The sequence below is a fragment of the Weissella viridescens genome, from assembly GCF_003862435.1.
Lineage (GTDB): Bacteria > Bacillota > Bacilli > Lactobacillales > Lactobacillaceae > Weissella > Weissella viridescens_A.
This window is the reverse complement of sequence record NZ_RHGY01000003.1, coordinates 62,773-84,223: the sequence shown is the minus strand read 5'-3', so window position 1 is coordinate 84,223 and position 21,451 is coordinate 62,773. Positions and strand designations below refer to the sequence as shown.

The window sequence follows — 21,451 nt, the reverse complement described above, 5'->3', positions numbered from 1 at the left end:
CCAAAGCTATTACACTACTTCCCTTGATTTAAAATTTTAGTCGTTGTTCTTGATTACGAAATCGCGTGAACGGCGTGATTGTCCACCACCGTTACCGTTTGAGCGGCGATCGCCACCATTTCCGTTACCACGACGTTCGCCACCACCATTTGAGCGACGACCATCACGGTCTCCTGAACGACGGTTTCCACCATCACGGCTTCCGCCACGAGAACCACCACGGTATCCACCGCGTGATCCGCCACCGTTACCATTACGACGGTTTCCACCACGTGATCCGCCACCACCATTACCATAACGCTTACGTGGTAATGGACGTTCACGTGAAAGTGAGAATGGGGCGTCCATGTCAGTGATATCAGCAACTGATCCAAGCAAAGCTGCAGCCAAAGTCTTTGCATCATACTTTTCAGCCAATGCATCAACTTCGTTTTCAGCTAATTCTGGGTTAGCTTGCTTGATTAACTTATCAACCTTATCACTTGCTTGAGCAAGACGACCAGCAATGGCTTCTTCCTTAGTAGCAGGCTTTAATGGTTGCATACGCTTCTTAGTTAACTTTTCAATATCCTTCAAGTAATCCATTTCGGCACTTGTAACGAAAGTTACTGAAGTACCTTCATGTCCGGCACGACCAGTACGACCGATACGGTGAACATAAGATTCTGAATCTTGTGGAATATCAAAGTTGTACACGTAATCCACACCAGAAACGTCCAATCCACGCGCTGCAACGTCGGTTGCAACAAGGATGTTGATTTCACCATTCTTGAATTGCTTCAAAACTTGTGAACGCTTTTGTTGGGTAAGGTCACCGTGAATTCCGGCAGCATTATATCCGCGTAATTCAAGACCACGTGTCAATTCATCAACACGACGCTTTGTACGACCGAACATAATCGCCAATTGTGGATTTTGAACATCCAAAATACGTGTTAATGTATCAAATTTTTCGTTTTCACGAACCTTAACGTAGTATTGTTCAACTAAGTCAGTTGTCAATTCCTTCGCTTCGATTTGCACGTGAACTGGATCCTTCATGAACTGAACACCAATCCGCTTAATTGCAGGTGGCATAGTTGCTGAGAAGAGCAAAGTCTGACGTTGGTCAGGCACTGCCTTAAGGATTGATTCGATATCTTCCAAGAATCCCATGTTCAACATTTCATCAGCTTCATCCAAAACCAATGTCTTAACGTGTGACAAATCAATGGTTCCACGCTTAATGTGATCAAGCAAACGTCCTGGTGTTCCAACAACGACTTGAGCGCCGTGCTTTAGACCATTAATTTGACGACGAATGTCCGCTCCACCGAAGACGGCTTGAACACGAACATGCTTGTCACGTCCCAATTTGAAAATTTCATCTTGGGTTTGAATCGCCAACTCACGCGTTGGTGAAACAATCAATGCTTGAGGCTTTGTGTTATTCTCATCAAGCATTTCAAGGATTGGCAAACCAAATGCTGCGGTTTTACCAGTTCCGGTTTGAGCTTGACCAATCACATCTTTACCTTCCAAAATCAATGGAATAGTCTTTTCTTGGATTGGGGTAGCTTCTTCATAGCCTTGTTTTGTAATGGCTGTTAACAGGTCATCTGATAGACCTAATTCTGCAAACTTCAAAATATATCCTCCAGGGATGATAGCTTTAAACTATCACCATCTAATTGTCTCGTAGCCAATTGATCAATTACCCTGCTAAACACAATCCGGTGTCCGTACTGCGCCCGATAATCGGCAATTGGCTTTCTAAATGTAACTTGTCTATTCTATCCTGTTTTTAAACTTTTTTCAAGGGAAACATCACTTTAAAATAAAAACAACGTCACAAACACATCTGTGACGTTGTTTTATAGATTGAAAATTTTAGAAGTCATCCTCAATTTGGATGTCAGCGTTTAGCATGGTCAACTTATGAATCAAACGATCGTAACCACGAAGGACGTGTTCAGCGTTTGTCACTTCAGTTACACCATCAGCCATTAATCCAGCAATCACAAGCGCTGCTCCGGCACGAATTTCTTCGGCTGCAACACTTGTCCCGTGAAGTTCACCACTCTTATGAACAGCAATCTCACCATAGTTATCAGCATCAATGTTCATTCCAAGCTTGTTCAACTCTGGAACGTGACGTGTACGTTCTGGATAGATTGTTTCATAAATCATGCTAGTTCCGTCAATCATGCCCAACAAAGGTGTGATTGGTTGTTGCAAATCAGTCGCAAAACTTGGGTATGGCGCTGTTTTAATGTTAACAGGTGTCAATTTGCCTGTCTTTGGCACATAAATACTGTCTTCACGTACATCAAGTTGCACACCCATTTCAAGCATCTTGGCGATAAAGGCTTCCAAATGTTCAGGAATCACGTTCTTAATCAAAACGCCTTCCCCTTGTGCCGCAGCTAATGCCAAATAAGTTCCCGCTTCAATACGATCAGGAATCGCAGTGTGCGTTGTTTCTGAACCCAAATGTTCCACACCAGTAATACGAATGGTATCCGTTCCGGCTCCACGGATGTTGGCACCCATGTTGTTTAGGAAGGTTGCCAAATCAATGATTTCCGGTTCTTTAGCAGCATTTTCAAGTGTTGTTACACCTTGAGCGTGCACAGCTGCTAAGATAATGTTCATCGTTGCCCCAACTGAAACCATATCCAAAAAGATATGTGCACCCTTCAAACCGTTTTCAGCAACGATATGAATAGTATCATTTTCTTCAGTTACTGTCGCACCCAACGCTTCAAATCCCTTGATGTGTTGATCAATCGGACGAGGTCCAATGTTATCACCACCAGGGAACGTCACAGTCGCACGACCAAAACGGCCAAGCAAAGAACCCATAAAGTAATATGAGGCTCGCAAACTCTTAATGGCTGTTGATGGTAAGTCAGCTTCCACGATTTGCGTTGGATCGATCATCAACTTACCATCTTCAAAGGTTGAGCTGACGTTCATTGATTCCAAAATCAATTGTAAGTTATACACATCTAAAATATCAGGCATTCCATCAAAATGAACAGGGTCTTCTGAAAGGATTGCTGCTGGAATTAACGCAACGGTTGAATTCTTTGCGCCTCCAATTGTCACTTCACCACTAAGTGGACGCCCACCATGAATGACTAATTTCTTCATATTATTTCTCCTTGTTTGCAAAGCTAATTAGCTGTGCATTACACTTTGGTATCGCTTTAACGCCGACTATCGCCAGGTTAACCCCATAAAAATGAACATCAATTCATCTTCACGGTCTTGCGTTCGTTTTATCAAACGATTTTTTTACTCTTTATAGTTTAACGCATATCCTGCAATTGTAACACCATTTTGGTCAGGCTTAAACTTCTCATAAACAATCAACGCAATCATACTATGTATAATAAAAAGTCGGCCATACGTAACTTGTAGGTCGGCTTTTATTTAAATTTTCAACTATATGTCGAATCCAATCGCTTTAGTTGTTCGCCTCATGGTGCTTTAGCGCAGCACTCACAAAACCAGTGTAAAGTGGTTCTGGATGATTTGGACGTGATTGGAATTCTGGGTGAGCTTGGTCAGCCATGAAGAAATCATTTTCAGGTAATTCAATAATTTCCATCAAACTATCGTCAGGAGATACACCTGAGAATACCATTCCAGCATCTTCAAATTGCTTACGGTAATCCGTATTGAATTCATAACGGTGACGATGACGTTGTTGAATCTCATCCTTACCGTACAATTCGTGCGCTTGGCTACCTGGCTTCAACTCGTTGGTGTACAAACCAAGACGTTGGGTTCCACCGATGTTTGTCACTTCTTGTTGATCATTCATCAACGCAATAATTGGTGCTGATGTTTCAGGATCCAATTCGATTGAGTTGGCATCTTCATAACCCAAGACATGACGCGCAAATTCAACACTTGCCATTTGCATTCCAAGACACACACCCAAGAATGGCACGTTGTTTTCACGAGCGTATTGAATGGCTGCAATCTTTCCTTCAGTTCCACGTTGACCAAAGCCACCAGGAACCATGATTCCATCAGCATAGCCCACCATTTCAGCAACATTAGCTTCTGTAATCAATTCAGAATTGATTGGTGTGATTTCAACGTCTGCGTCCACGGCATAACCACCAGCACGAAGGGCTTCATTCACTGAGATATAAGCATCTTGCAAATCAGCGTACTTACCAACAAGGGCAATCTTAACTGTCTTTGATAGGTGCTTGATACCTTCAATCATGTTTGTCCAGTCTGTCATGTCAGCAGCAGGTGCTTCTAGGCCAAACTTGTTCAAAACAACATCGTCCATGCCTTGTGCTTGCATGTTCAAAGCCACTTCGTACAAAACATCAACATCAAGTGATTCGATAACGGCATTTGGATCTACGTCAGTAAATAACGCCAACTTGTTGCGCATGTCATCTGTGATCGGTTGTTCCGTTCGAACGACCAACATATCAGGTTGAATGCCCAATGAACGCAATTCTGAAACAGAGTGTTGCGTTGGCTTAGTCTTCATTTCCCCAGCAGCACGCAAGTAAGGAATCAATGATGTGTGGATGTAGAAGACGTTTTCCTCGCCAACTTCACGCTTCATTTGGCGCAAAGCCTCGATAAATGGCAATGATTCAATATCCCCAACGGTACCACCAACTTCAGTAATCACAATGTCAGCATCGGTTGTTTCACCAGCACGCATCATCTTCTCTTTTAGCATGTTTGTGATATGTGGAATCACTTGAACTGTGGCACCATTATAGTCCCCACGACGTTCCTTGGCCAAAACTTCTGAATAAATACGACCTGAAGTAATATTTGAGTATTTGTTTAAGTTAATGTCAATAAATCGTTCATAGTGTCCTAAGTCCAAGTCTGTTTCCAAACCATCGTCGGTAACGAAAGTTTCACCGTGTTGATAAGGAGACATAGTTCCCGGATCAATATTGATATACGGATCAAACTTTTGAACCGCAATCTTAAATCCGCGGTTCTTTAATAAGCGGCCCAATGATGCTGCGACAATTCCTTTACCCAATGATGAAACCACACCACCAGTAACAAAAATGTATTTCGTTGCCATAAATAATATCCTCCAGGTCATTTAAAAAATAAAAAACTCCCAATGCTAAATTTAGCTTGGGAGCTATCATATACGTTCGATAAGTCCTATGTTCAAAAAACATAAGAGCCCGGAACTTAATAATACAGAATTATTGGACAATTGTCAATAATTATTCGGCATCACCTGAACCGTAATCGTCATCGACGGGCTTAATTCCGCCAATTTCATCACCAATTCCGCTTGATACTTCATCAATTTCTTCTTCAGCATCATCGTCGTCATCGGCATCTTCAGCGTCTTCTGGATCTGCAACTTCTGCCGCTGCTTCCCCAAAGTCATCATCTTCAGGATCATCGTCATTGTAGTCAATTACATCATCGTCATCATCTACATCTGCCAAGAAGGCGTTAATCTTCTTACGCTTCTTCTTCTTTGGTTTGTTTTCCTTTTCTTCTTCAAGGTCCAAGTGAACCGCTTCATCGATAGAATCGATTGGGTACCATGAACGGAGCCCCCACATGTTATCCCCCAAAGAGATAAATGATCCATCAATATTTAAGTCCGTATAAAACTGAGCTAAGCGCGCACGAATTTCTTCGTCCGACTTACCTGTAAATGTTTGAACCTCATTCAATAAATCAGAAAACGCCATGGTTTCATGACGGTCAGACAAAATCGCACGAGCTACCTCAATCATTGAGAGCTCTGATCGGTTTTGGCCATCAAATTGTGTTATTGCCAAATCACGCACGTCCTTTCACAGTCTTATTTATTTGCTAATTTTACAATACTTAACGGTGATGAGCAACTCATTTTGCTCAAAAACACTAACTTACTAATTATCTAACACATACTTGTCGATTGCAACCCCAACCCCATCTTCATCTTGGGTGGTTGTCACAGCATCAGCAATTTTCTTCAACTCAGGAATACCGTTTCCCATTGAAACTCCAAATCCAGCAGCTTCTACCATTGACATGTCGTTTTGTTGGTCACCGATTGCCATCGTCTCATCCATGCTGATACCAAGGTGCTTAGCCAATGTTTTTAATCCATTACCCTTGCTGGCATCTTTATTAATCACTTCTAAAAAGTATTGGTCAGAACGGACAACCGTATAGTTATCTGTGATGTCAGCCGGGAGTTTCTTTTGCACAGCATCAATCTCATCTGATTCAGCGATCACCATGACCTTAACATATTCGCCATCGGCAGGCATTTCATTTAGTTCACGCACCTTAATTGGCATCCCCATGAAATAGCTTTCGCGACTTGCCATCGGATTAATGTCATGGGCAGTTGTATAAATATCTTCAAGCATTTCAGTTTGAACCAAAACACCCCACTCATTACCAAGCTCAGTCATGCGCTCATAAGCAGGATAACCAACTTCTTGTGCGGCAATCAACTTGCCTGAAGTTGTCTCAACCACACTTCCGTTGTATGAAATCACATATTGATCATCCATATCGTCCAAGCCTAACGTTTTCAAGTAAGCTTTTACACCCATGATGGGGCGTCCAGTCGTTAGTACAATTTTCACACCTGCGGCGCTAGCTTTTTGTACAGAATTTTTAACATGTTCTGTAATTTCTTTTTTTGTATTTACTAAAGTATCATCGATATCAATTGCGATTAATTTAATCATGGTGCCTCCTCTACACATTGCGTGTCACTGTCTCTATTTTATATTAACTACTTTGGTGCAATCAACTGCCCATTCTCAATATAACGCTGAAAATCAGCATAAACTGGTGCCATCATGTCTTCAACCGGGTGTTCTTGCAACATTTCGCTCGGAAAGAAGAAACGGGCATCCCCAAAGACACGGCCAGTTAACGCTTGAACCAACGTACTTTTTTGTGATAACTCCACCAAATCACCATTTTGTTGTCGGAGCTCAATTTGGGTTCGTGGCTTACGCGCCTTGGGATCATACGCATCATAGGGCAAGTCGAAACTATCATTTTCGGCAGTATAATAGTGCGTATCAAACCCAGCCGTCTCAACTAATTCACGCAATTGCGGTAATAATGGACGTGTTTGTTCGTCAATGACAATTGATTTAAGTGGCACACGATTCAAAAAGCGTTGTGATAAATCAGCAAGCACACTGTCATCACTATTACGCCACTCGCTAATCGCCGCCAACATCACTGAGTCATCAATCATTAAATACTGATCAAGGGAAATCGAGCCCGCAAACAGTGGTAATAATGCCTTAGGCACAAAGTCATTTGAAAGCCCACGTTCAACATGGTCTTCAAACACAGATTTTGCACGCTCTAAGAGATGTTGCAACAACACTTCCATCGCTCGTGAAACCGGGTGGAAATAAACTTGCACATACATCTGATAACGCGACACGACATAATCTTCGATAGCATTCATCCCCTTATCCGCAAAGGCGATACCACCTGCATACGGATGGATTGTTTGAATAATGCGTGCTAAATCAAATTCACCATACGTTGCCCCTGTAAAATAAGCATCACGTAACAGATAATCCATCCGGTCTGCATCAATTTGACTTGAAATCAATTGCACCACTTGTGGATTTGGATATGTCTTGGCAATGACCTGTGCCACCTTAGCTGGAAAATCCGGTGCCACTTGTTTCAGGACGGCATTGATTTGAGTTGTCGGTGATAAAATAATTTCTTGGGTATACGCTTCATGATCCGTGTTAAAAATATGCTCAAATGTATGCGAGTAAGCACCATGTCCTAAATCGTGCAAAAGCGCGGCACATAATAGCACTAATCGTTCTTCAAGATTCCACAACCCATCATCAGCTGTTTGGGTCGGATAAAATTGTGCCAAGTGGCGTTCAATCCGGCGAGCAATTTCATACACTCCCAAAGAATGAGAAAAGCGGGAGTGCTCGGCCCCATGGAAAACTTCACTTGTCACACCTAGTTGCTTCACCCGTCGTAAACGTTGAAATTCTGGCGTACCAATTAAATCAAGAATCACTTGATCATAGACGTGAATTTCATTTAAGACTGGATCTCGCAATACTTTTTCTTTTCGCATAGTCCGCTCCCCAAAATCATTGTTTACGATTATTATACCCTAGATTACCGTAATAACGGTATAATAGAATGATTAACCTAAGTTTGGAGGCCCACAATGGAAAATAAAACATTCCCAGTTCAATTGGACTTAACGAGCCAGATTGAACGTGAAACTGAAATTGAATCTTACACCGTCCATGAAACGGCTGAATTCACGCAAACCGAAAAGGCACAATATCTACGCTATACCGAAACGCCTGATTCCGAAAACGATGTGGCAATTGATCCCGCATTACCCTCAGAATCAAAGGTCATGCTTAAACTCGAACCAGATGGTTCAATTAAGATGCGCCGAACAGGCCTATTAAATAGTCAACTTCATTTTGACATGGCGCGCACGACAACAACTAATTATCGAACACCCGCCGGTATCATTGTCCTTGATGTTATCACAGAACAAATCCAAGTTGAACAGGCTTCTGATCAAGCGAGCGGTCACATTCACATTGTCTATGCCCTAAACGAGCAAGAAACAAGTTTAGGAAACTACCAAATTGACATTCATTACCACGCCTAAATAAAAAGTCGTTCAATCCATGAAGCATGGTTGAACGACTTTTTTGGTACAAAAAAACCACTACTGTAAGAGGGGGAAATACAGTAGTGGCCTAATGACTATTAACATAATCATTATCAGCTTGACACAATGGGGGCTGTGTCAAACTTACTTATTACTTTGGGGAGTAATGAGACCCGCTTATAATAGCAGGTAAATCAAGTATACATGCCCGCGCTATTTTTTTCATTACAAAAAAATTACATTTCGACAGTTTTTCAACTTTATTTACATTACTTCTTTTTTAAAACGTTTTACTGATTTTTCGTCAAATGGACTGTTGTTGTTTGCATTTTACCATCACGGTAGTAAGTTAATTGCACCTTGTCCCCAACTTTATGCTGATACAAGGCATCACGCAATGAACTTGAATCCGTCACCTTTGTTTGATCCAGCTTGGTAATGACGTCATATTGCTTTAATCCTGCCGCTGCCGCTGCAGAACCACTTGAGACCTTCATGACGACAACACCGCTGACATTCGCTGGCAATTTCAAAGTATCTTTTTGATCTTGTGCTGACACATTATCTAAATCAACTAATGAAATCCCCAAACTTGGACGGGCTACCTTACCATTTTGCTCTAACTGTGAAATAACCTTAGTCACTGTATTAGACGGAATCGCAAAGCCCATTCCTTCAACAGATGTGCCATCCCCTGATCCAGATAATTTCATTGAATTAATCCCGACCACCTGGCCAGCTAGATTAATCAATGGTCCTCCAGAATTACCTGGGTTGATAGCGGCATCAGTTTGGATAACCGTTGCTTTACCTAGTGACTTGCCATCTTCATTTTCGGCAGAAATTTCACGCTTTGGTGCTGAAATAATTCCTTCAGTTACCGATGTGGCATATTCAGAACCAAGAGGCGAACCGATCGCCAAAGCCGTTTGACCTGGCTCTAATTGATTTGAGTTAGCGAAACTAGCCACCTCTTTCACATCACTTGCATCGATTTTCAAAACCGCTAAGTCCGTCATCTCATCAGTACCCACTAACTTAGCTGACACTTTGGTCCCATCGCTCATCAAAACTTGTAACTTTTTAGCACCCGAAACAACATGGTTATTCGTCACAATGTAAGCCTCATTACCTGACTTCTTATAGATAACACCAGATCCTTCTGAAGCCGTTTGATCACGACTCTTACCACTGTCATCACTCGCTTGACCAAACAAATCACTCACTGAACTACCTTGAGATTGGATGTTTAAGACTGAAACAACGGCACCTGAAACTTTATTAAACGCCTTTGTTGCCGAGGCTTCTCCTTTGACTTTAGAGTCCTCCACTTTCACATTCGCTGTTTGTTGTGTTTGTTGATTATTATTCGCAAAGAACGCAACCGTTCCTGCTGAAATCCCACCACCAACTAATCCAGCTACAAGTGCAGTAATCAAAACTTTTTTACTTCCAGTTGCATGTCGATTTTCAACCATGGGTTTCTCCTTCTCATATTAATAGGCATATTATAGCAAGCTAACTTTGAGGAAAGTTAAATACTTTGGAGTTTTGTGGCCATTAAGGGGTTCGTATCATGTAGGAAAAAGTCATGGTCGACACCCAGGTCGCGCGACTGTAAGACGTCACTAACCGTAAGATGCGCCAACGCTTTTTCATTGTTTTCAGGACTTAAATGCCCCAGATACACATTCTTCGTATTTTGACCAATCACATCCGCAATTGCCAGGCCACCATCTTCGTTTGATAAGTGCCCCTTATCACCCAAAATGCGTTGCTTCAAAGGCCAAGCGTAACTTCCCATACGTAGCATGTCATAATCATGATTTGCTTCCATTAAGATGGTATCAGCATTAGCCAACATACTACGGCTACGGTCATTCATATAGCCCGTATCAGTTAACATGGCAAATGTTTTATTGTCATGATGAAATGCATAAAATTGCGGATCGACCGCATCGTGTGAAACGGCAAAACTCTCAACATCTAAGTCCCCCAGCAGTTTTGTTTGATTAGGTTCAAATACATGGATTTGTTCTGGCTTAACTTTACCAATTTTACTAGCCATCGCCGTCCACGTTTGTTCATTCGCATAGACATCCATCCCATATTTACGGGCTAAGACGCCCACACCTGCAATATGATCAGAATGCTCATGTGTTACAAAAATGGCATCGACATCTGCTAGCGAACGATTAATTTGACCCATTAAATCAGCAATCTTTTTCCCTGATAATCCTGCATCAACCAACACTTTATGTTCTGGTGTCTCAATATAAGTTGTATTTCCTGAACTACTTGAGGCGAGCATAGAAACTTTAAAATCACTTGCCATAATGCCTCTCTTCTCTATCTAAATTTTTAATGAATCAACGTTCCATTAACTGCATTGATTGCGACAATGCTTGTATCACCTGCGTTATCTTTGATGACAATTGACCAAACCGGACTAAAGATGTTGTCATCACGTACGACCGTCATTAAACGATAACTTAAGCGGCACGCCACAATCTGGCTATTATTTGGAATGGCGTTGTATTGATACGCATTCATCACTGCATCTTGTTCGGTAATCAAAGTTGAAATATCACGTAGCTTTTCAATATTTGTAATATGCGTCTGCGTGTAATTTTTAACATTAAAATCACGGTCTAAATTCACTTGAATGCGACCACGTTGCGTTGAAAACAAAGGTGTACCACTCAACGATTCCGCTTTTTGACTAAAAACAATCGTATAACCATTTGACGAAGCATTGGCACTCTCTGAACTTCTTGTCCGTCCGCCAGTTCCATACTGCGTCAAAAAAGCATCATAAAGGTAGTCTTTACCACCCACAACCTGTTGACTATCTGCCACCATTTTTTGTGCATTATTAATCGCATCTTGACGTGACTTTCCTAAACGAATCGTCGTTTTAGGCGTCATCACCAATGAATTTCCTGATTGATTAATATTAAAGCGACCCGCAAGTGTTTTACGTATGATACGACTATTTTTATCATCATCACCAGACAAATAAGCACCAGAAACAGGTCGCGAATTCAATTTCCCATACTCAATCCCATCCATTTGCATCTCTTGTTGCACACTGCGCTTGGATCCAGGATTAATTAATGGCTGACTAACTTCAAACCATTGAAACAGTAAGACTGCATCCAAAATCAAAAATGTGTACAAAAATGCCCATAAAAGTTTTCTTAGGTTCATGATGGATCCCCCGCTTCTACAGTTGCATCTTGCTTATTGTTATTGATTGGTTCCCAGTCACCGTCCACCTTCATAAACCACTTCGGTACCAGTCGCACGAACTCAGCATTCGGATCGCTAACCCAATCATAACCAACCCGCAATTCTTCAATTTTGTTAGTATCTATACCGCTTGACTGAGCTTGTTGCAAGGCAGATTTCTCATTAGGTAATGTGACATCTACATCATTGTGCCGTGGTAACGGCACTTGAATTGAATATTTTGAAAAAGCAACCTGCGTCCGTTCATCACTCTTGAAGTTAATTTCAATACTACTTGAACGATCAGCATTAAAGATTGGCAAGCCGTCTGAATACAAACGATAATTAATCTTTTGGGCATCATTACTCTGCTCAAAGTAGTACATATTTTCAGGGACCGTGGTACGAGTTGTCATCCAAGCATACCCACTCTTAAAGCGGTTATCCATGGTATTCACTTTTTGTTTATCACTATACGCATTTAGCGTCAACTCACCTGTTTTTTCATTTGAAATCAACTGATGATCTGAACCTTCGCTATAAATCGTATCTGAACCACGTTTCGTTACCTTGGGCGCTGGTCCATTTTGATTGAACGCCTTTTTAGTGATGTCACTCACCTTGTTTGTATCCAACAAGAAACTACGCTCTTTCAACTTGACCGGTGAATTCACCAAGACTTGAATTTGGTTATCTTTCCAGAAAAGATCAACATCAATCTTGTTGTTTCCCCAGTTAACTTTAAGTGGTTTTACAGTACCAGCAACTTGGGCCTCATAAATTTGATGACGCCGATCATCGCCAAATAAGATGGCCCCCTTACCATCTAATGGCAACAAAATCCGATTAATGTGGGTTTTAGCTGTTAACCCAGTCTCACTTTCAAAATCACGGTCAACAATATCACCAGTCACAACATCTGGATACGCCAACATGACATAATTCGCTTGTTTGATCTTTTTGAGATAATCTTTTTCAGAATAAACCTTACGCCGTGCCTCATAAAGTGGCCAAGCATAGACTTTTTCTGAAATTTCATTGGTTGATCCACGGTAATTGAGAATCAATTTTTGGGCATCTTTTGTATTTAGGATCACTTTATCAGTGTCATATAACGCTTGAATCGGCTTATTCCCAACTAAGGTCTTGGCAGTATCTTGCTTATCCTGACGACTATCCACTCGCCCCGGATTACTAACGTTATACCACAGGCTTAACGAAAGTATGATACTGATCATAATTAGCAAGGTAACGGTAATCCCAAGTCCAAAACGATGAAAAAAAACCTTAAAGCGCAACCACTCTTTTCTAATCATCCCACACATCCTCATCATCTAGTTCATATGGTTCATATGGTAGTGCAATAAAGAACGTTGAGCCTTGCCCTTCTACGGATTCAACCCAGATACGCCCATCAAAGCGCTCCACAATTTCCTTAGAAATTGCCAATCCCAAACCAGAACCACCTTGTGCTCGTGAACGCGCCTTATCAACTCGGAAGAAACGATCAAAGACATGGTTTACGTCGGCTGCTGGAATTCCCAACCCTTGATCTGAAATACTCAAAATCACTTCGGTTTGTTCATCATCCATGCGAGCCGTAATGACCCCACCATCTGGCGAGTATTTAATGGCATTATTCATCAAGTTATCAATCACCTGCGTGAACTTTGATGTATCCAACTCTACCCAAATTTGGCTTTGTGGAATTTCTCGACGAATCGTATAACGTTTCTTTGGCGCATCATCATTAGCGATAATCATATCAAAACGATCCAAAATATAATTGAATAGTTCACCAATATTGACATATTCACTTTCAATCTGCATCGTTCCTGAATCCATCCGTGACAACTCAAGTAAATCATTAATCATACTGATCATGCGTGATGTCTCATCTTGGATCACATTCAAGAAATTGCGCGCTAATTCTGGATCTTCAATCGCGCCATCTTGTAATGCATCGGCATATGACTTCACTGATGTTAATGGTGTCCGTAATTCGTGCGAAACGTTTGAAACGAATTGGCGTCGTTCAGCATCAATTCGATACTGTTCTGTGACATCATGTAACACAACGACGATCCCAGAGACGAATCCTGATGAGCGTTGAATCAAACTGAAATAAGCTTGCAAAAACAACTCATGATCCGGGGTACTGAAATCCAAAAATAATTCTTGTGATCCTTCTAGCAAATCACGGAGCGTCTGTTTTCCATTAATGTGCAAGACATCCAAAATTGATTTACCAATCGCACTGTCGCCATCAGTTAAATCCAAATCACGGACGGCCGTTGAATTAATCATATTAATATTACCGCGGCGATCAGTCGCAATAACCCCATCGGTCATGTACTCCAGCACGGAATCAAGCCGACGCTTTTCAAAGTCAATTGAATTTGTCGTCTCTTCAATGCGCAGCGTCAAAATATTAACGTTTTCAGCCAGTTGTCCGATTTCATCATTTGACTGTACGCGAATTTCACCGGTGTAATCACCTTGCGCAATCTTCAGCGTCCGATCATTAATTGCAGTAATCGGCTTCGCTAAACTCTGCGAGATGATAATCGACATGATTACCCCGAGCAAAATAGCCAAGAATGCCGCTGAGAAGAAAATCAAAGAAATGTTATTCAAACTCTTGTAAGTTGGTTCCAGGTTCGCACGCACGACAACCACACCAACAATGTGATTATCAGTCGAACGTGAATTTACCAGTGGTCGAATGACAACTTGATAACGTTTCCCATCACTCTCTTCAATTGGACTTTTATTAAACTTGGCTCCGGCTAAAGCGGCTTTAACATTTGGGTCAGTCGTCTTGCGATTGATACTATCCTGCCCACTAACGTCATTGGTACCACGAACAATCCCGTTTGCATCAACCACAGAAATTTCACTAATCGCTGGATTATTAATTGAGTTCAAAACTTTGTAGATTTCAGCATTCACATGATCATAGTCATCTGAGCTCACTAACTGTTCTGTTAATGTGTCCGTTGCGTACGGCTTAAGGGCGATTTGGTTTTTAACTGAATCCAGACTCTCTCGTTCAAGTTGTTTTACGAAGAACGCACCTACGACCTCCAACGTCACTAATAGCGTGAGCGTGAAGACCAAAGCCACCTTAAAATGAATGGACGAAAAGGCACTCCGTAATTTATGTTTTTTTTGACGTCTCATAGATCTGGCTTCCTTTTCTAAATTCCAAAAAAATAGCAAGTACCCTGTATTTTACACAAAGCACCCGCTACACATTATCTAATCTTTATGATTGTGCTTCTTCAGCTGGCTTCAAGTAGTAACCAACACCTCGGCGCGTCATCAAGATTTGGGGATGACTTGGTGTCTCCTCAATCTTTTCACGGATACGACGAACGGTCACATCGACAGTACGTACATCACCAAAATAGTCATAACCCCATACTGTTTGTAAAAGGTCATCTCGCGTCATGACTTGACCAATATGCTTTGCCAAATGATAAAGCAATTCAAATTCACGATGCGTCAATTCGATATCCTCGCCATCTTTAGAAACCATATAGGCATCTGGATGAATCACTAATGGTCCAATTTTGATGTCACTGCTGTCGCCTTCATCAACAGTGGTGTTAGCTGGCGTTTGGCGACGCAAGTTAGCTTTAACTCGTGCCAACAACTCGCGATTTGAAAATGGCTTTGTGACATAGTCATCCGCACCCATTTCCAAGCCAAGCACCTTATCAATTTCTGAATCTTTGGCTGTCACCATGATAACTGGCGTTTGTGACTTCGTCCGGATTTGACGTAGCACTTCAGTTCCTTCAACCTCAGGCAACATTTGATCCAGCAAAACCAAGTCAGGATCTTCTTCATCAAACTTGTCCAATGCTTCTTGTCCGTCCATGGCAGTTACCACATCATAACCGTCTTTAGTCAAATTAAACTTGATAATATCTGAGATAGGCTTTTCATCATCTACTACTAAAATTTTTGTCATTATTAATTCCCCCCTGTAAGGTGGTTTCATTGTGTTCGTGAGTTCTTTTTTACTTTTATACCTTGCACAAATTCACATATCACTTAATTACTAGTTTAACAAATCTCTAACCATTTTGCTACTATCCGTCCAGTAACCTTGCACCAGGTATCGTTACGAATTTATAAATCGATTTTCAAAAAAAGGCTTGCATTCATTTTCGTCAGATGGTATATTATTATCTGTTGTTGAGATAGCAACGAAACGTTTTGGACAAGTAGCTCAGTTGGTAGAGCAACGGACTCTTAATCCGTGGGTCAAGGGTTCGAGCCCCTTCTTGTCCACTCCTAAACCTGACTTTTGTGAGTCAGGTTTTTTTTGTGCTCTTTTTCCATAAATTAAAAACTTTTTTCAAAAAGGCTTGCATGATCATTTAGTAGATGGTATATTTATATATGTTGTTGCGATAACAACGAAACGTTTTGGACAAGTAGCTCAGTTGGTAGAGCAACGGACTCTTAATCCGTGGGTCAAGGGTTCGAGCCCCTTCTTGTCCACTCCTGAACCTGACTTTTATGAGTCAGGTTTTTTTGTGTCTCCAATTATGCTGACACCATATAAATAAAGACAACAAAAAAAGAGCAACAGAAGTTGCTCTTTTTTAAATATCTTAGTCTTCTGCAACGAAAGGCAAAAGTCCCATGATACGTGCACGCTTGATAGCAGTAGTTACCTTGCGTTGGTTCTTAGCAGAAGTTCCAGTTACACGACGAGGCAAAATCTTACCACGTTCTGAAATGAAACGTTCCAATAATTCAGTGTTCTTGTAATCCACATATTCGATGTGGTTGGCTGCGATAAAGTCAACCTTACGACGGCGACGAGGTCCGCCACCACGACGTTGTTGTTGTGCCATGATTAAATTCCTCCTAAATAGACTTTGTCATAAGACAAATTAAACTAACTTAGAATGGTAAGTCATCGTCAGAGATATCGACTTCTTGACCACCCGCAAACGGATCACTGTTATTCGGTGTCGTTGCGTTATTTGTAGTGTTTGAAGCATTAAACACTTGACCATCTGACGAGTTGCCAAATGGACTTGGTGTTTGTGCAGTATTTTGTGCACCACCCTGGAAACCTTGGTTGGCATTTGATTGCCCACCGAAGTTACCATTGTTCGTTGCCCCAGCAGAGCCCCGACGTTGTTCACTTTCTGCACGACTCTCCAACAATGAGAAGTTATCTACGACAACTTCCGTGACATAGACACGTTGTCCTTGTTGATTTTCGTAATTACGCGTTTGTAAACGTCCTTCTACTGCAACTAATGAACCTTTTGAAGTAAAGTTCGAGAAGTTTTCGGCAGACTTACGCCAAATCACACAATTAATAAAATCAGCTTCGCGTTCACCACTGGCATTTGTAAATTGACGGTTAACCGCCAACGTAAATGAGCCAACAGCTGTGCCAGACGTTGTATAACGTAACTCAACATCACGCGTTAGACGTCCCACTAAAACAACACGATTGATCATTGGAGAATCCCCTTCCTGATTTAAACTTAACCTAAGTTAGATGAAATTGTTAACTGAACTAGGTTCAATTAACCAGCGATGTCATCGCGCTTAACGATCATGTGACGCAAGATATCTTGTGAGATCTTAGCCAAACGATCAAATTCGTTAAGTGCAGCTGAATCGTTCGCTGTGAAGTTTACGATATGGTAAGTACCTTCACGGTAACCTTCAATTTCGTATGCGAAACGGCGTGATGACCAATCTTTTGATTCAATCACAGTTGCTCCGTTGTCAGACAAGATCTTGTCGAAACGTTCAACCAATGCCTTCTTTGCATCCGCATCCATGTCGGGACGGATGATGTACGTTAATTCGTATGCCATTATATTTTCCTCCTTATGGTCTATGGCTGGTATCTCCAGCAAGGAGTCTCGATGAAAATTCATCGTTACTCACAAAAGCTAATTCTACACACTCTAACGTAATAGTGCAAGTTTTTTTATGTTACGAATCCATTAAAAAAGCCCGCACATGGCGAGCATTTTAATTATTTTTGGTCGCGATGAAACCGTGTATTGAACAACGGTGAAACGGCCTTGTTTTCATTGATTCGTGTAATAGCTTCACCAATCAAATCAGCAGTCGTTACTTGAACTAACTTATCAAATTTCTTTTCTTCAGGAAGGGCAATTGAATCCGTTACAATGACCTTCTTAAAGACAGAATTTTGAAGATTTTCAGGTGCATTGCCAGAGAAGACGGCGTGGCTGGCCACAACGTACACTTCCTTCGCCCCTTCATCAATCAACTTTTGAGCACCTTGTGAAATCGTACCACCAGTATCAATCATGTCATCAATCATGATAGCGCGCTTACCCTTAACGTTTCCAATGATGTTCATAATCTTAGCGACATTGGCCTTTGGACGACGCTTGTCGATAATCGCAATTGGTTCTTCTGAACCTAGCATTTCAGCTAACTTACGGGCACGCGTAACGCCACCATGGTCAGGTGAAACAACCACTGTGTTATCGTCTACGATACCTTCAGTAAGCAGGTAATCGGCCAATAATGGGGCACCCATTAAGTGATCAACTGGAATATCGAAGAATCCTTGGATTTGCGCTGCATGCAAGTCCATTGCAAGGACACGTGTAGCACCAGCCATTTCAAGCATGTTTGCTACTAGCTTGGCAGTGATTGGTTCGCGAGAACGCGCCTTACGATCTTGACGTGCATAACCATAGTAAGGCATTACCACGTTGATTGACTTGGCACTAGCTCGGCGAAGCGCATCAATCGTGATTAGTAATTCCATCAAGTTGTCATTTACTGGTGCAGACGTTGATTGAATAATGTAAACATTATCCCCACGGACTGACTCTTCAATATTTACTTGAATTTCATTATCACTAAAGCGCGCAAGATTAATCGCTGATAACTCAACCCCAATTGAAGCCGCAATTTTTTCTGCCAAAGGGTGATTACTACTCAACGAAAAAATTTTTAAATGTGCATCCCCATAGGTCGCCATTCGAATCCTCCATTTTATATCTAAGTGATTTATTTATGCTCACAATGTTACATTCAATTCTAACCTCTCAACTGCTTTAATTCAACGGGTGTTATGCGTGATTCATCAAAATGAAACAATTCAACATCCCTGATTCAAGCAATTGTTGGTTTAATCTTGTTGACCAAACTTTTCAAACAAAGCTGTGCGCTTCCAAAAATCTGGTTTAACGGTTTGACGTGAACGGGCAATCCCCATCGCATGATCCGGAATATCATCCGTAATTGTTGAACCAGCGGCTGTAATGGCTTCCTTACCAATGGTAACGGGCGCAATAATCTTTGTGTTTGACCCAATAAAGCTACGGTCACCAATGGTTGCATGATACTTGCGCTTACCATCGTAATTAACAAAAATTGTTCCAGCACCAATATTAACGTCTTCACCCACCGTTGCGTCACCAAGATATGATAGGTGTCCCATCTTTGATCCCTTGCCAAGTTGCGCATTCTTCACTTCAACGAAGTTACCAACATGCGCTTTTTCAGCCAAATCAGCCTTTGGCCGCAAGTGTGCAAACGGTCCAATGGTAGCAGCCTTACCAACATGTGCTTCTTCTAGGTGACTTGCATCGATTTGCGCATCGTCTTGGACATCACTGTCACAAATTTGCGTACCAGAAGTCAAATAAACGCGCTTACCAATAGTTGTTTGCCCCTTCAAAACCACATTAGGTTCAATCACTGTATCAGGTCCGATTTTGACATCAACATCAATGTATGTGGTTGCTGGATCAATCAATGTTACGCCAGCACGCATGTGGGCTTCGTTCGTGCGGTCGCGCAAAACTTTGTTTGCCTTAGCTAAGGCAACACGATCATTCACTCCCATTGACTCATTGAAATCATCCATGATGTATGCGCCAACGGTATAACCTTCATTACGCAAAATTTCCAATGTATCTGGCAAGTAATATTCACCTTGCGCATTGTCATTCGTCACCTCATGGAGACTTTTAAACAACAATTCATTATCAAATACGTACACACCTGTGTTGATTTCGTGGATTGCTGCTTCTTCTGGCGTTGCATCTTTTTGCTCCACAATCCGGATAACATTGCCTTGTTCATCACGCACAATACGCCCATAACCGGTTGGGTCAGGTGCTTGCGCCGTTAATACCGTTACAGCATTTCCTGATTCAGCATGAAAATCAAACAAACGATTTAATGTATCAACTGTAAAGAGTGGCGCGTCACCTGAAGCAATCAACGTCATCCCTGACATATCTTCAAGTTCCGGTTCAGCCATCAAAATCGCATGCCCAGTCCCAAGTTGTTCTTTTTGTTCAACAACGGCACTACGATTTCCAACGGTTTGGCGTACTTGATCCCCACCGTGCCCAACAATCGTCACAATCTTCTTAGGATCCAAAGCTTCTGATGCATCAAGCACCATTTCTACCATGGCCTTACCACCAACTTGGTGTAAGACCTTCGGCATATCAGACTTCATCCGTGTCCCTTTTCCAGCAGCTAAAATTACAATATATCGATCCATTCTATATTCACCTCAACCTACATTTTCAATATTGTCTTACTTATGCGTCGTTTTGATTGCTAAAAATTTGCTTTTGATAATTCCCTGGTGTCACACTAATCACACCATTTTCATTATTCGTTTCAACGTGTACGAGTGACGTATAATCCTCAATCACACGATTTTCAACGCGGCCTTCAGCAACCACTGCTGCACCGACAACCTGTCCTTCAAATTCTTTAACCAAAGACGCCATGCCACGAATGGTCCCACCAGCCTTCATGAAATCATCCACAATCAATACGCGTGAGCCCATAGGTAATGAGCGCCGTGACAGTTCCATTTTTTCTAAACGTTGTGACTGACCTGTCACATAGTTCACTGACATCGTTGGTCCTTCTGTGACTTTAGTGTCATTTCGCACAATTACAAAAGGCACATTTAATTCTTCGGCGACAGATTGTGCCACTGGAACACCCTTAGTTGCAGCTGTCATCACTGCATCAATGGGTTCTTTTAAGTATTGAGTCGCGATTAAGCGTCCAATCCGTTTCAAGAACCATGGTTGTCCCAACAAATCTGATAGGTAGACGTATCCGCCAGGCAAAACCCGCGTATCGTCATCAATTGCATTAATTAGTGAAGCTACAAAATCTTCAGCTTCGTTTTTTAACATATATGGTGTAAAAATTGCCCCACCAGCCGCGCCAGGAATTGTCTCCAATAGCCCAATCCCGCGCTCTTGAAAAGTACGCTTTAAAATACTAAGATCTTCAGAAATTGAAGACTTGGCACTTTCGTACTCATCTGAAAAATGGGTTAGCGAAACCAAAGTACGTGGTCGCTCTAGCAAATAATAGGTCATGTCGACCAATCGGTCACTGCGTCGTGTTTTCATGTTTAAACCTCGAACGTTCGGTATTTATAGATTTTCATACAATTGTAACATATTAAGTTCACATAAATAAAATTTCAGCCTGCAAATACCGAAATATTTCGACAAATTTAACCCTTTCACCCTGTTTTCCCCGTTTTGAATCAATGAC

General features: G+C 41.6%; 19 protein-coding genes and 2 tRNA genes. 3 read left to right on the top strand and 18 right to left on the bottom strand.

From position 1 onward, the window contains the following. Positions 1 to 36: 36 nt before the first annotated feature. From D3P96_RS04080 to D3P96_RS04055, 6 genes are all read right to left on the bottom strand, one after another. Positions 37 to 1,626 carry a DEAD/DEAH box helicase gene (locus tag D3P96_RS04080; protein ID WP_124943111.1) on the bottom strand — a complete coding sequence of 530 codons (1,590 nt, stop codon included), beginning with the start codon at positions 1,624 to 1,626 and terminating at the stop codon, positions 37 to 39. Between the two features lie 243 nt (positions 1,627 to 1,869). Further along, on the bottom strand, positions 1,870 to 3,135 hold the full coding sequence (locus D3P96_RS04075; RefSeq protein ID WP_124943110.1) for a UDP-N-acetylglucosamine 1-carboxyvinyltransferase: 1,266 nt from the start codon (positions 3,133 to 3,135) through the stop codon (positions 1,870 to 1,872). Positions 3,136 to 3,451: 316 nt separating this feature from the next. Continuing rightward, positions 3,452 to 5,065 carry a CTP synthase gene (locus D3P96_RS04070; protein WP_124943109.1) on the bottom strand — a complete coding sequence of 538 codons (1,614 nt, stop codon included), beginning with the start codon at positions 5,063 to 5,065 and terminating at the stop codon, positions 3,452 to 3,454. A 151-nt stretch (positions 5,066 to 5,216) separates the two neighbouring features. Beyond that, on the bottom strand, positions 5,217 to 5,789 hold the full coding sequence (rpoE, locus tag D3P96_RS04065) for a DNA-directed RNA polymerase subunit delta (RefSeq protein ID WP_124943108.1): 573 nt from the start codon (positions 5,787 to 5,789) through the stop codon (positions 5,217 to 5,219). 93 nt (positions 5,790 to 5,882) lie between these two features. Continuing rightward, on the bottom strand, positions 5,883 to 6,695 hold the full coding sequence (locus tag D3P96_RS04060; protein WP_124943107.1) for a Cof-type HAD-IIB family hydrolase: 813 nt from the start codon (positions 6,693 to 6,695) through the stop codon (positions 5,883 to 5,885). 47 nt (positions 6,696 to 6,742) lie between these two features. Continuing rightward, positions 6,743 to 8,083, bottom strand: coding sequence for an HD domain-containing protein (locus tag D3P96_RS04055; RefSeq protein ID WP_124943106.1), 1,341 nt, complete (start codon positions 8,081 to 8,083; stop codon positions 6,743 to 6,745). A gap of 96 nt (positions 8,084 to 8,179) precedes the next feature. Here D3P96_RS04055 and D3P96_RS04050 point away from each other — a divergent pair, with 96 nt between their 5' ends. Continuing rightward, the gene (locus tag D3P96_RS04050; RefSeq protein ID WP_124943105.1) at positions 8,180 to 8,641 is read left to right on the top strand and encodes a DUF1934 domain-containing protein; all 462 of its coding nucleotides are present in this window, start codon (positions 8,180 to 8,182) and stop codon (positions 8,639 to 8,641) included. A 293-nt stretch (positions 8,642 to 8,934) separates the two neighbouring features. Here the strand turns inward: D3P96_RS04050 and D3P96_RS04045 are convergent, their stop codons facing one another. From D3P96_RS04045 to yycF, 6 genes are all read right to left on the bottom strand, one after another. Next, the gene (locus D3P96_RS04045) at positions 8,935 to 10,122 is read right to left on the bottom strand and encodes a S1C family serine protease (RefSeq protein ID WP_124943104.1); all 1,188 of its coding nucleotides are present in this window, start codon (positions 10,120 to 10,122) and stop codon (positions 8,935 to 8,937) included. A gap of 56 nt (positions 10,123 to 10,178) precedes the next feature. After that, complete coding sequence (locus D3P96_RS04040) at positions 10,179 to 10,979, bottom strand: MBL fold metallo-hydrolase (RefSeq protein WP_124943103.1); 801 nt, start codon at positions 10,977 to 10,979, stop codon at positions 10,179 to 10,181. 26 nt (positions 10,980 to 11,005) lie between these two features. Then, complete coding sequence (gene yycI / locus D3P96_RS04035) at positions 11,006 to 11,854, bottom strand: two-component system regulatory protein YycI (protein WP_124943102.1); 849 nt, start codon at positions 11,852 to 11,854, stop codon at positions 11,006 to 11,008. Further along, positions 11,851 to 13,191 (bottom strand): two-component system activity regulator YycH, encoded by a 1,341-nt coding sequence (yycH, locus tag D3P96_RS04030; protein ID WP_185696084.1) that lies wholly within the window; start codon positions 13,189 to 13,191, stop codon positions 11,851 to 11,853. Before yycH ends, yycI begins: the two co-directional genes overlap by 4 nt. After that, positions 13,184 to 15,058: a cell wall metabolism sensor histidine kinase WalK gene (walK, locus tag D3P96_RS04025; RefSeq protein ID WP_124943100.1), complete on the bottom strand. Its 1,875-nt coding sequence runs from the start codon at positions 15,056 to 15,058 to the stop codon at positions 13,184 to 13,186. The genes yycH and walK overlap by 8 nt, the downstream gene beginning before the upstream one ends. An 85-nt stretch (positions 15,059 to 15,143) precedes the next feature. After that, a complete protein-coding gene (yycF, locus tag D3P96_RS04020; protein ID WP_124943099.1) occupies positions 15,144 to 15,854 on the bottom strand; it encodes a response regulator YycF in 711 nt (236 codons plus the stop codon). A gap of 250 nt (positions 15,855 to 16,104) precedes the next feature. On the opposite strand from yycF, the gene D3P96_RS04015 reads away from it, so the two are divergent. Continuing rightward, positions 16,105 to 16,177, top strand: a tRNA-Lys gene (locus tag D3P96_RS04015). 140 nt (positions 16,178 to 16,317) lie between these two features. After that, a tRNA-Lys gene (locus D3P96_RS04010) sits at positions 16,318 to 16,390 on the top strand. A 113-nt stretch (positions 16,391 to 16,503) separates the two neighbouring features. Here the strand turns inward: D3P96_RS04010 and rpsR are convergent. From rpsR to purR, 6 genes are all read right to left on the bottom strand, one after another. Further along, positions 16,504 to 16,749 carry a 30S ribosomal protein S18 gene (rpsR, locus tag D3P96_RS04005; protein WP_057746787.1) on the bottom strand — a complete coding sequence of 82 codons (246 nt, stop codon included), beginning with the start codon at positions 16,747 to 16,749 and terminating at the stop codon, positions 16,504 to 16,506. A 49-nt stretch (positions 16,750 to 16,798) separates the two neighbouring features. Beyond that, positions 16,799 to 17,371 carry a single-stranded DNA-binding protein gene (gene ssb / locus D3P96_RS04000; RefSeq protein WP_124943098.1) on the bottom strand — a complete coding sequence of 191 codons (573 nt, stop codon included), beginning with the start codon at positions 17,369 to 17,371 and terminating at the stop codon, positions 16,799 to 16,801. A gap of 68 nt (positions 17,372 to 17,439) precedes the next feature. Beyond that, positions 17,440 to 17,736 carry a 30S ribosomal protein S6 gene (gene rpsF / locus D3P96_RS03995; RefSeq protein ID WP_124943097.1) on the bottom strand — a complete coding sequence of 99 codons (297 nt, stop codon included), beginning with the start codon at positions 17,734 to 17,736 and terminating at the stop codon, positions 17,440 to 17,442. Between the two features lie 164 nt (positions 17,737 to 17,900). Beyond that, complete coding sequence (locus D3P96_RS03990) at positions 17,901 to 18,887, bottom strand: ribose-phosphate diphosphokinase (RefSeq protein ID WP_124943096.1); 987 nt, start codon at positions 18,885 to 18,887, stop codon at positions 17,901 to 17,903. Between the two features lie 150 nt (positions 18,888 to 19,037). Next, the gene (gene glmU, locus D3P96_RS03985) at positions 19,038 to 20,426 is read right to left on the bottom strand and encodes a bifunctional UDP-N-acetylglucosamine diphosphorylase/glucosamine-1-phosphate N-acetyltransferase GlmU (protein ID WP_124943095.1); all 1,389 of its coding nucleotides are present in this window, start codon (positions 20,424 to 20,426) and stop codon (positions 19,038 to 19,040) included. A 40-nt stretch (positions 20,427 to 20,466) separates the two neighbouring features. After that, the gene (gene purR / locus D3P96_RS03980; protein ID WP_124943094.1) at positions 20,467 to 21,303 is read right to left on the bottom strand and encodes a pur operon repressor; all 837 of its coding nucleotides are present in this window, start codon (positions 21,301 to 21,303) and stop codon (positions 20,467 to 20,469) included. Between the last annotated feature and the right edge of the window lie 148 nt (positions 21,304 to 21,451).

Bases quoted from the DNA above. Each gene is read 5' to 3' on its own strand.
- D3P96_RS04075 (WP_124943110.1), bottom strand. From the start codon at position 3,135: ATGAAGAAATTAGTCATTCATGGTGGGCGTCCACTTAGTGGTGAAGTG.
- D3P96_RS04070 (WP_124943109.1), bottom strand. From the start codon at position 5,065: ATGGCAACGAAATACATTTTTGTTACTGGTGGTGTGGTTTCATCATTG.
- D3P96_RS04060 (WP_124943107.1), bottom strand. From the start codon at position 6,695: ATGATTAAATTAATCGCAATTGATATCGATGATACTTTAGTAAATACA.
- D3P96_RS04055 (WP_124943106.1), bottom strand. From the start codon at position 8,083: ATGCGAAAAGAAAAAGTATTGCGAGATCCAGTCTTAAATGAAATTCAC.
- D3P96_RS04050 (WP_124943105.1), top strand. From the start codon at position 8,180: ATGGAAAATAAAACATTCCCAGTTCAATTGGACTTAACGAGCCAGATT.
- D3P96_RS04045 (WP_124943104.1), bottom strand. From the start codon at position 10,122: ATGGTTGAAAATCGACATGCAACTGGAAGTAAAAAAGTTTTGATTACT.
- D3P96_RS04040 (WP_124943103.1), bottom strand. From the start codon at position 10,979: ATGGCAAGTGATTTTAAAGTTTCTATGCTCGCCTCAAGTAGTTCAGGA.
- yycI (WP_124943102.1), bottom strand. From the start codon at position 11,854: ATGAACCTAAGAAAACTTTTATGGGCATTTTTGTACACATTTTTGATT.
- yycH (WP_185696084.1), bottom strand. From the start codon at position 13,191: ATGATTAGAAAAGAGTGGTTGCGCTTTAAGGTTTTTTTTCATCGTTTT.
- walK (WP_124943100.1), bottom strand. From the start codon at position 15,058: ATGAGACGTCAAAAAAAACATAAATTACGGAGTGCCTTTTCGTCCATT.
- yycF (WP_124943099.1), bottom strand. From the start codon at position 15,854: ATGACAAAAATTTTAGTAGTAGATGATGAAAAGCCTATCTCAGATATT.
- rpsR (WP_057746787.1), bottom strand. From the start codon at position 16,749: ATGGCACAACAACAACGTCGTGGTGGCGGACCTCGTCGCCGTCGTAAG.
- ssb (WP_124943098.1), bottom strand. From the start codon at position 17,371: ATGATCAATCGTGTTGTTTTAGTGGGACGTCTAACGCGTGATGTTGAG.
- rpsF (WP_124943097.1), bottom strand. From the start codon at position 17,736: ATGGCATACGAATTAACGTACATCATCCGTCCCGACATGGATGCGGAT.
- D3P96_RS03990 (WP_124943096.1), bottom strand. From the start codon at position 18,887: ATGGCGACCTATGGGGATGCACATTTAAAAATTTTTTCGTTGAGTAGT.
- glmU (WP_124943095.1), bottom strand. From the start codon at position 20,426: ATGGATCGATATATTGTAATTTTAGCTGCTGGAAAAGGGACACGGATG.
- purR (WP_124943094.1), bottom strand. From the start codon at position 21,303: ATGAAAACACGACGCAGTGACCGATTGGTCGACATGACCTATTATTTG.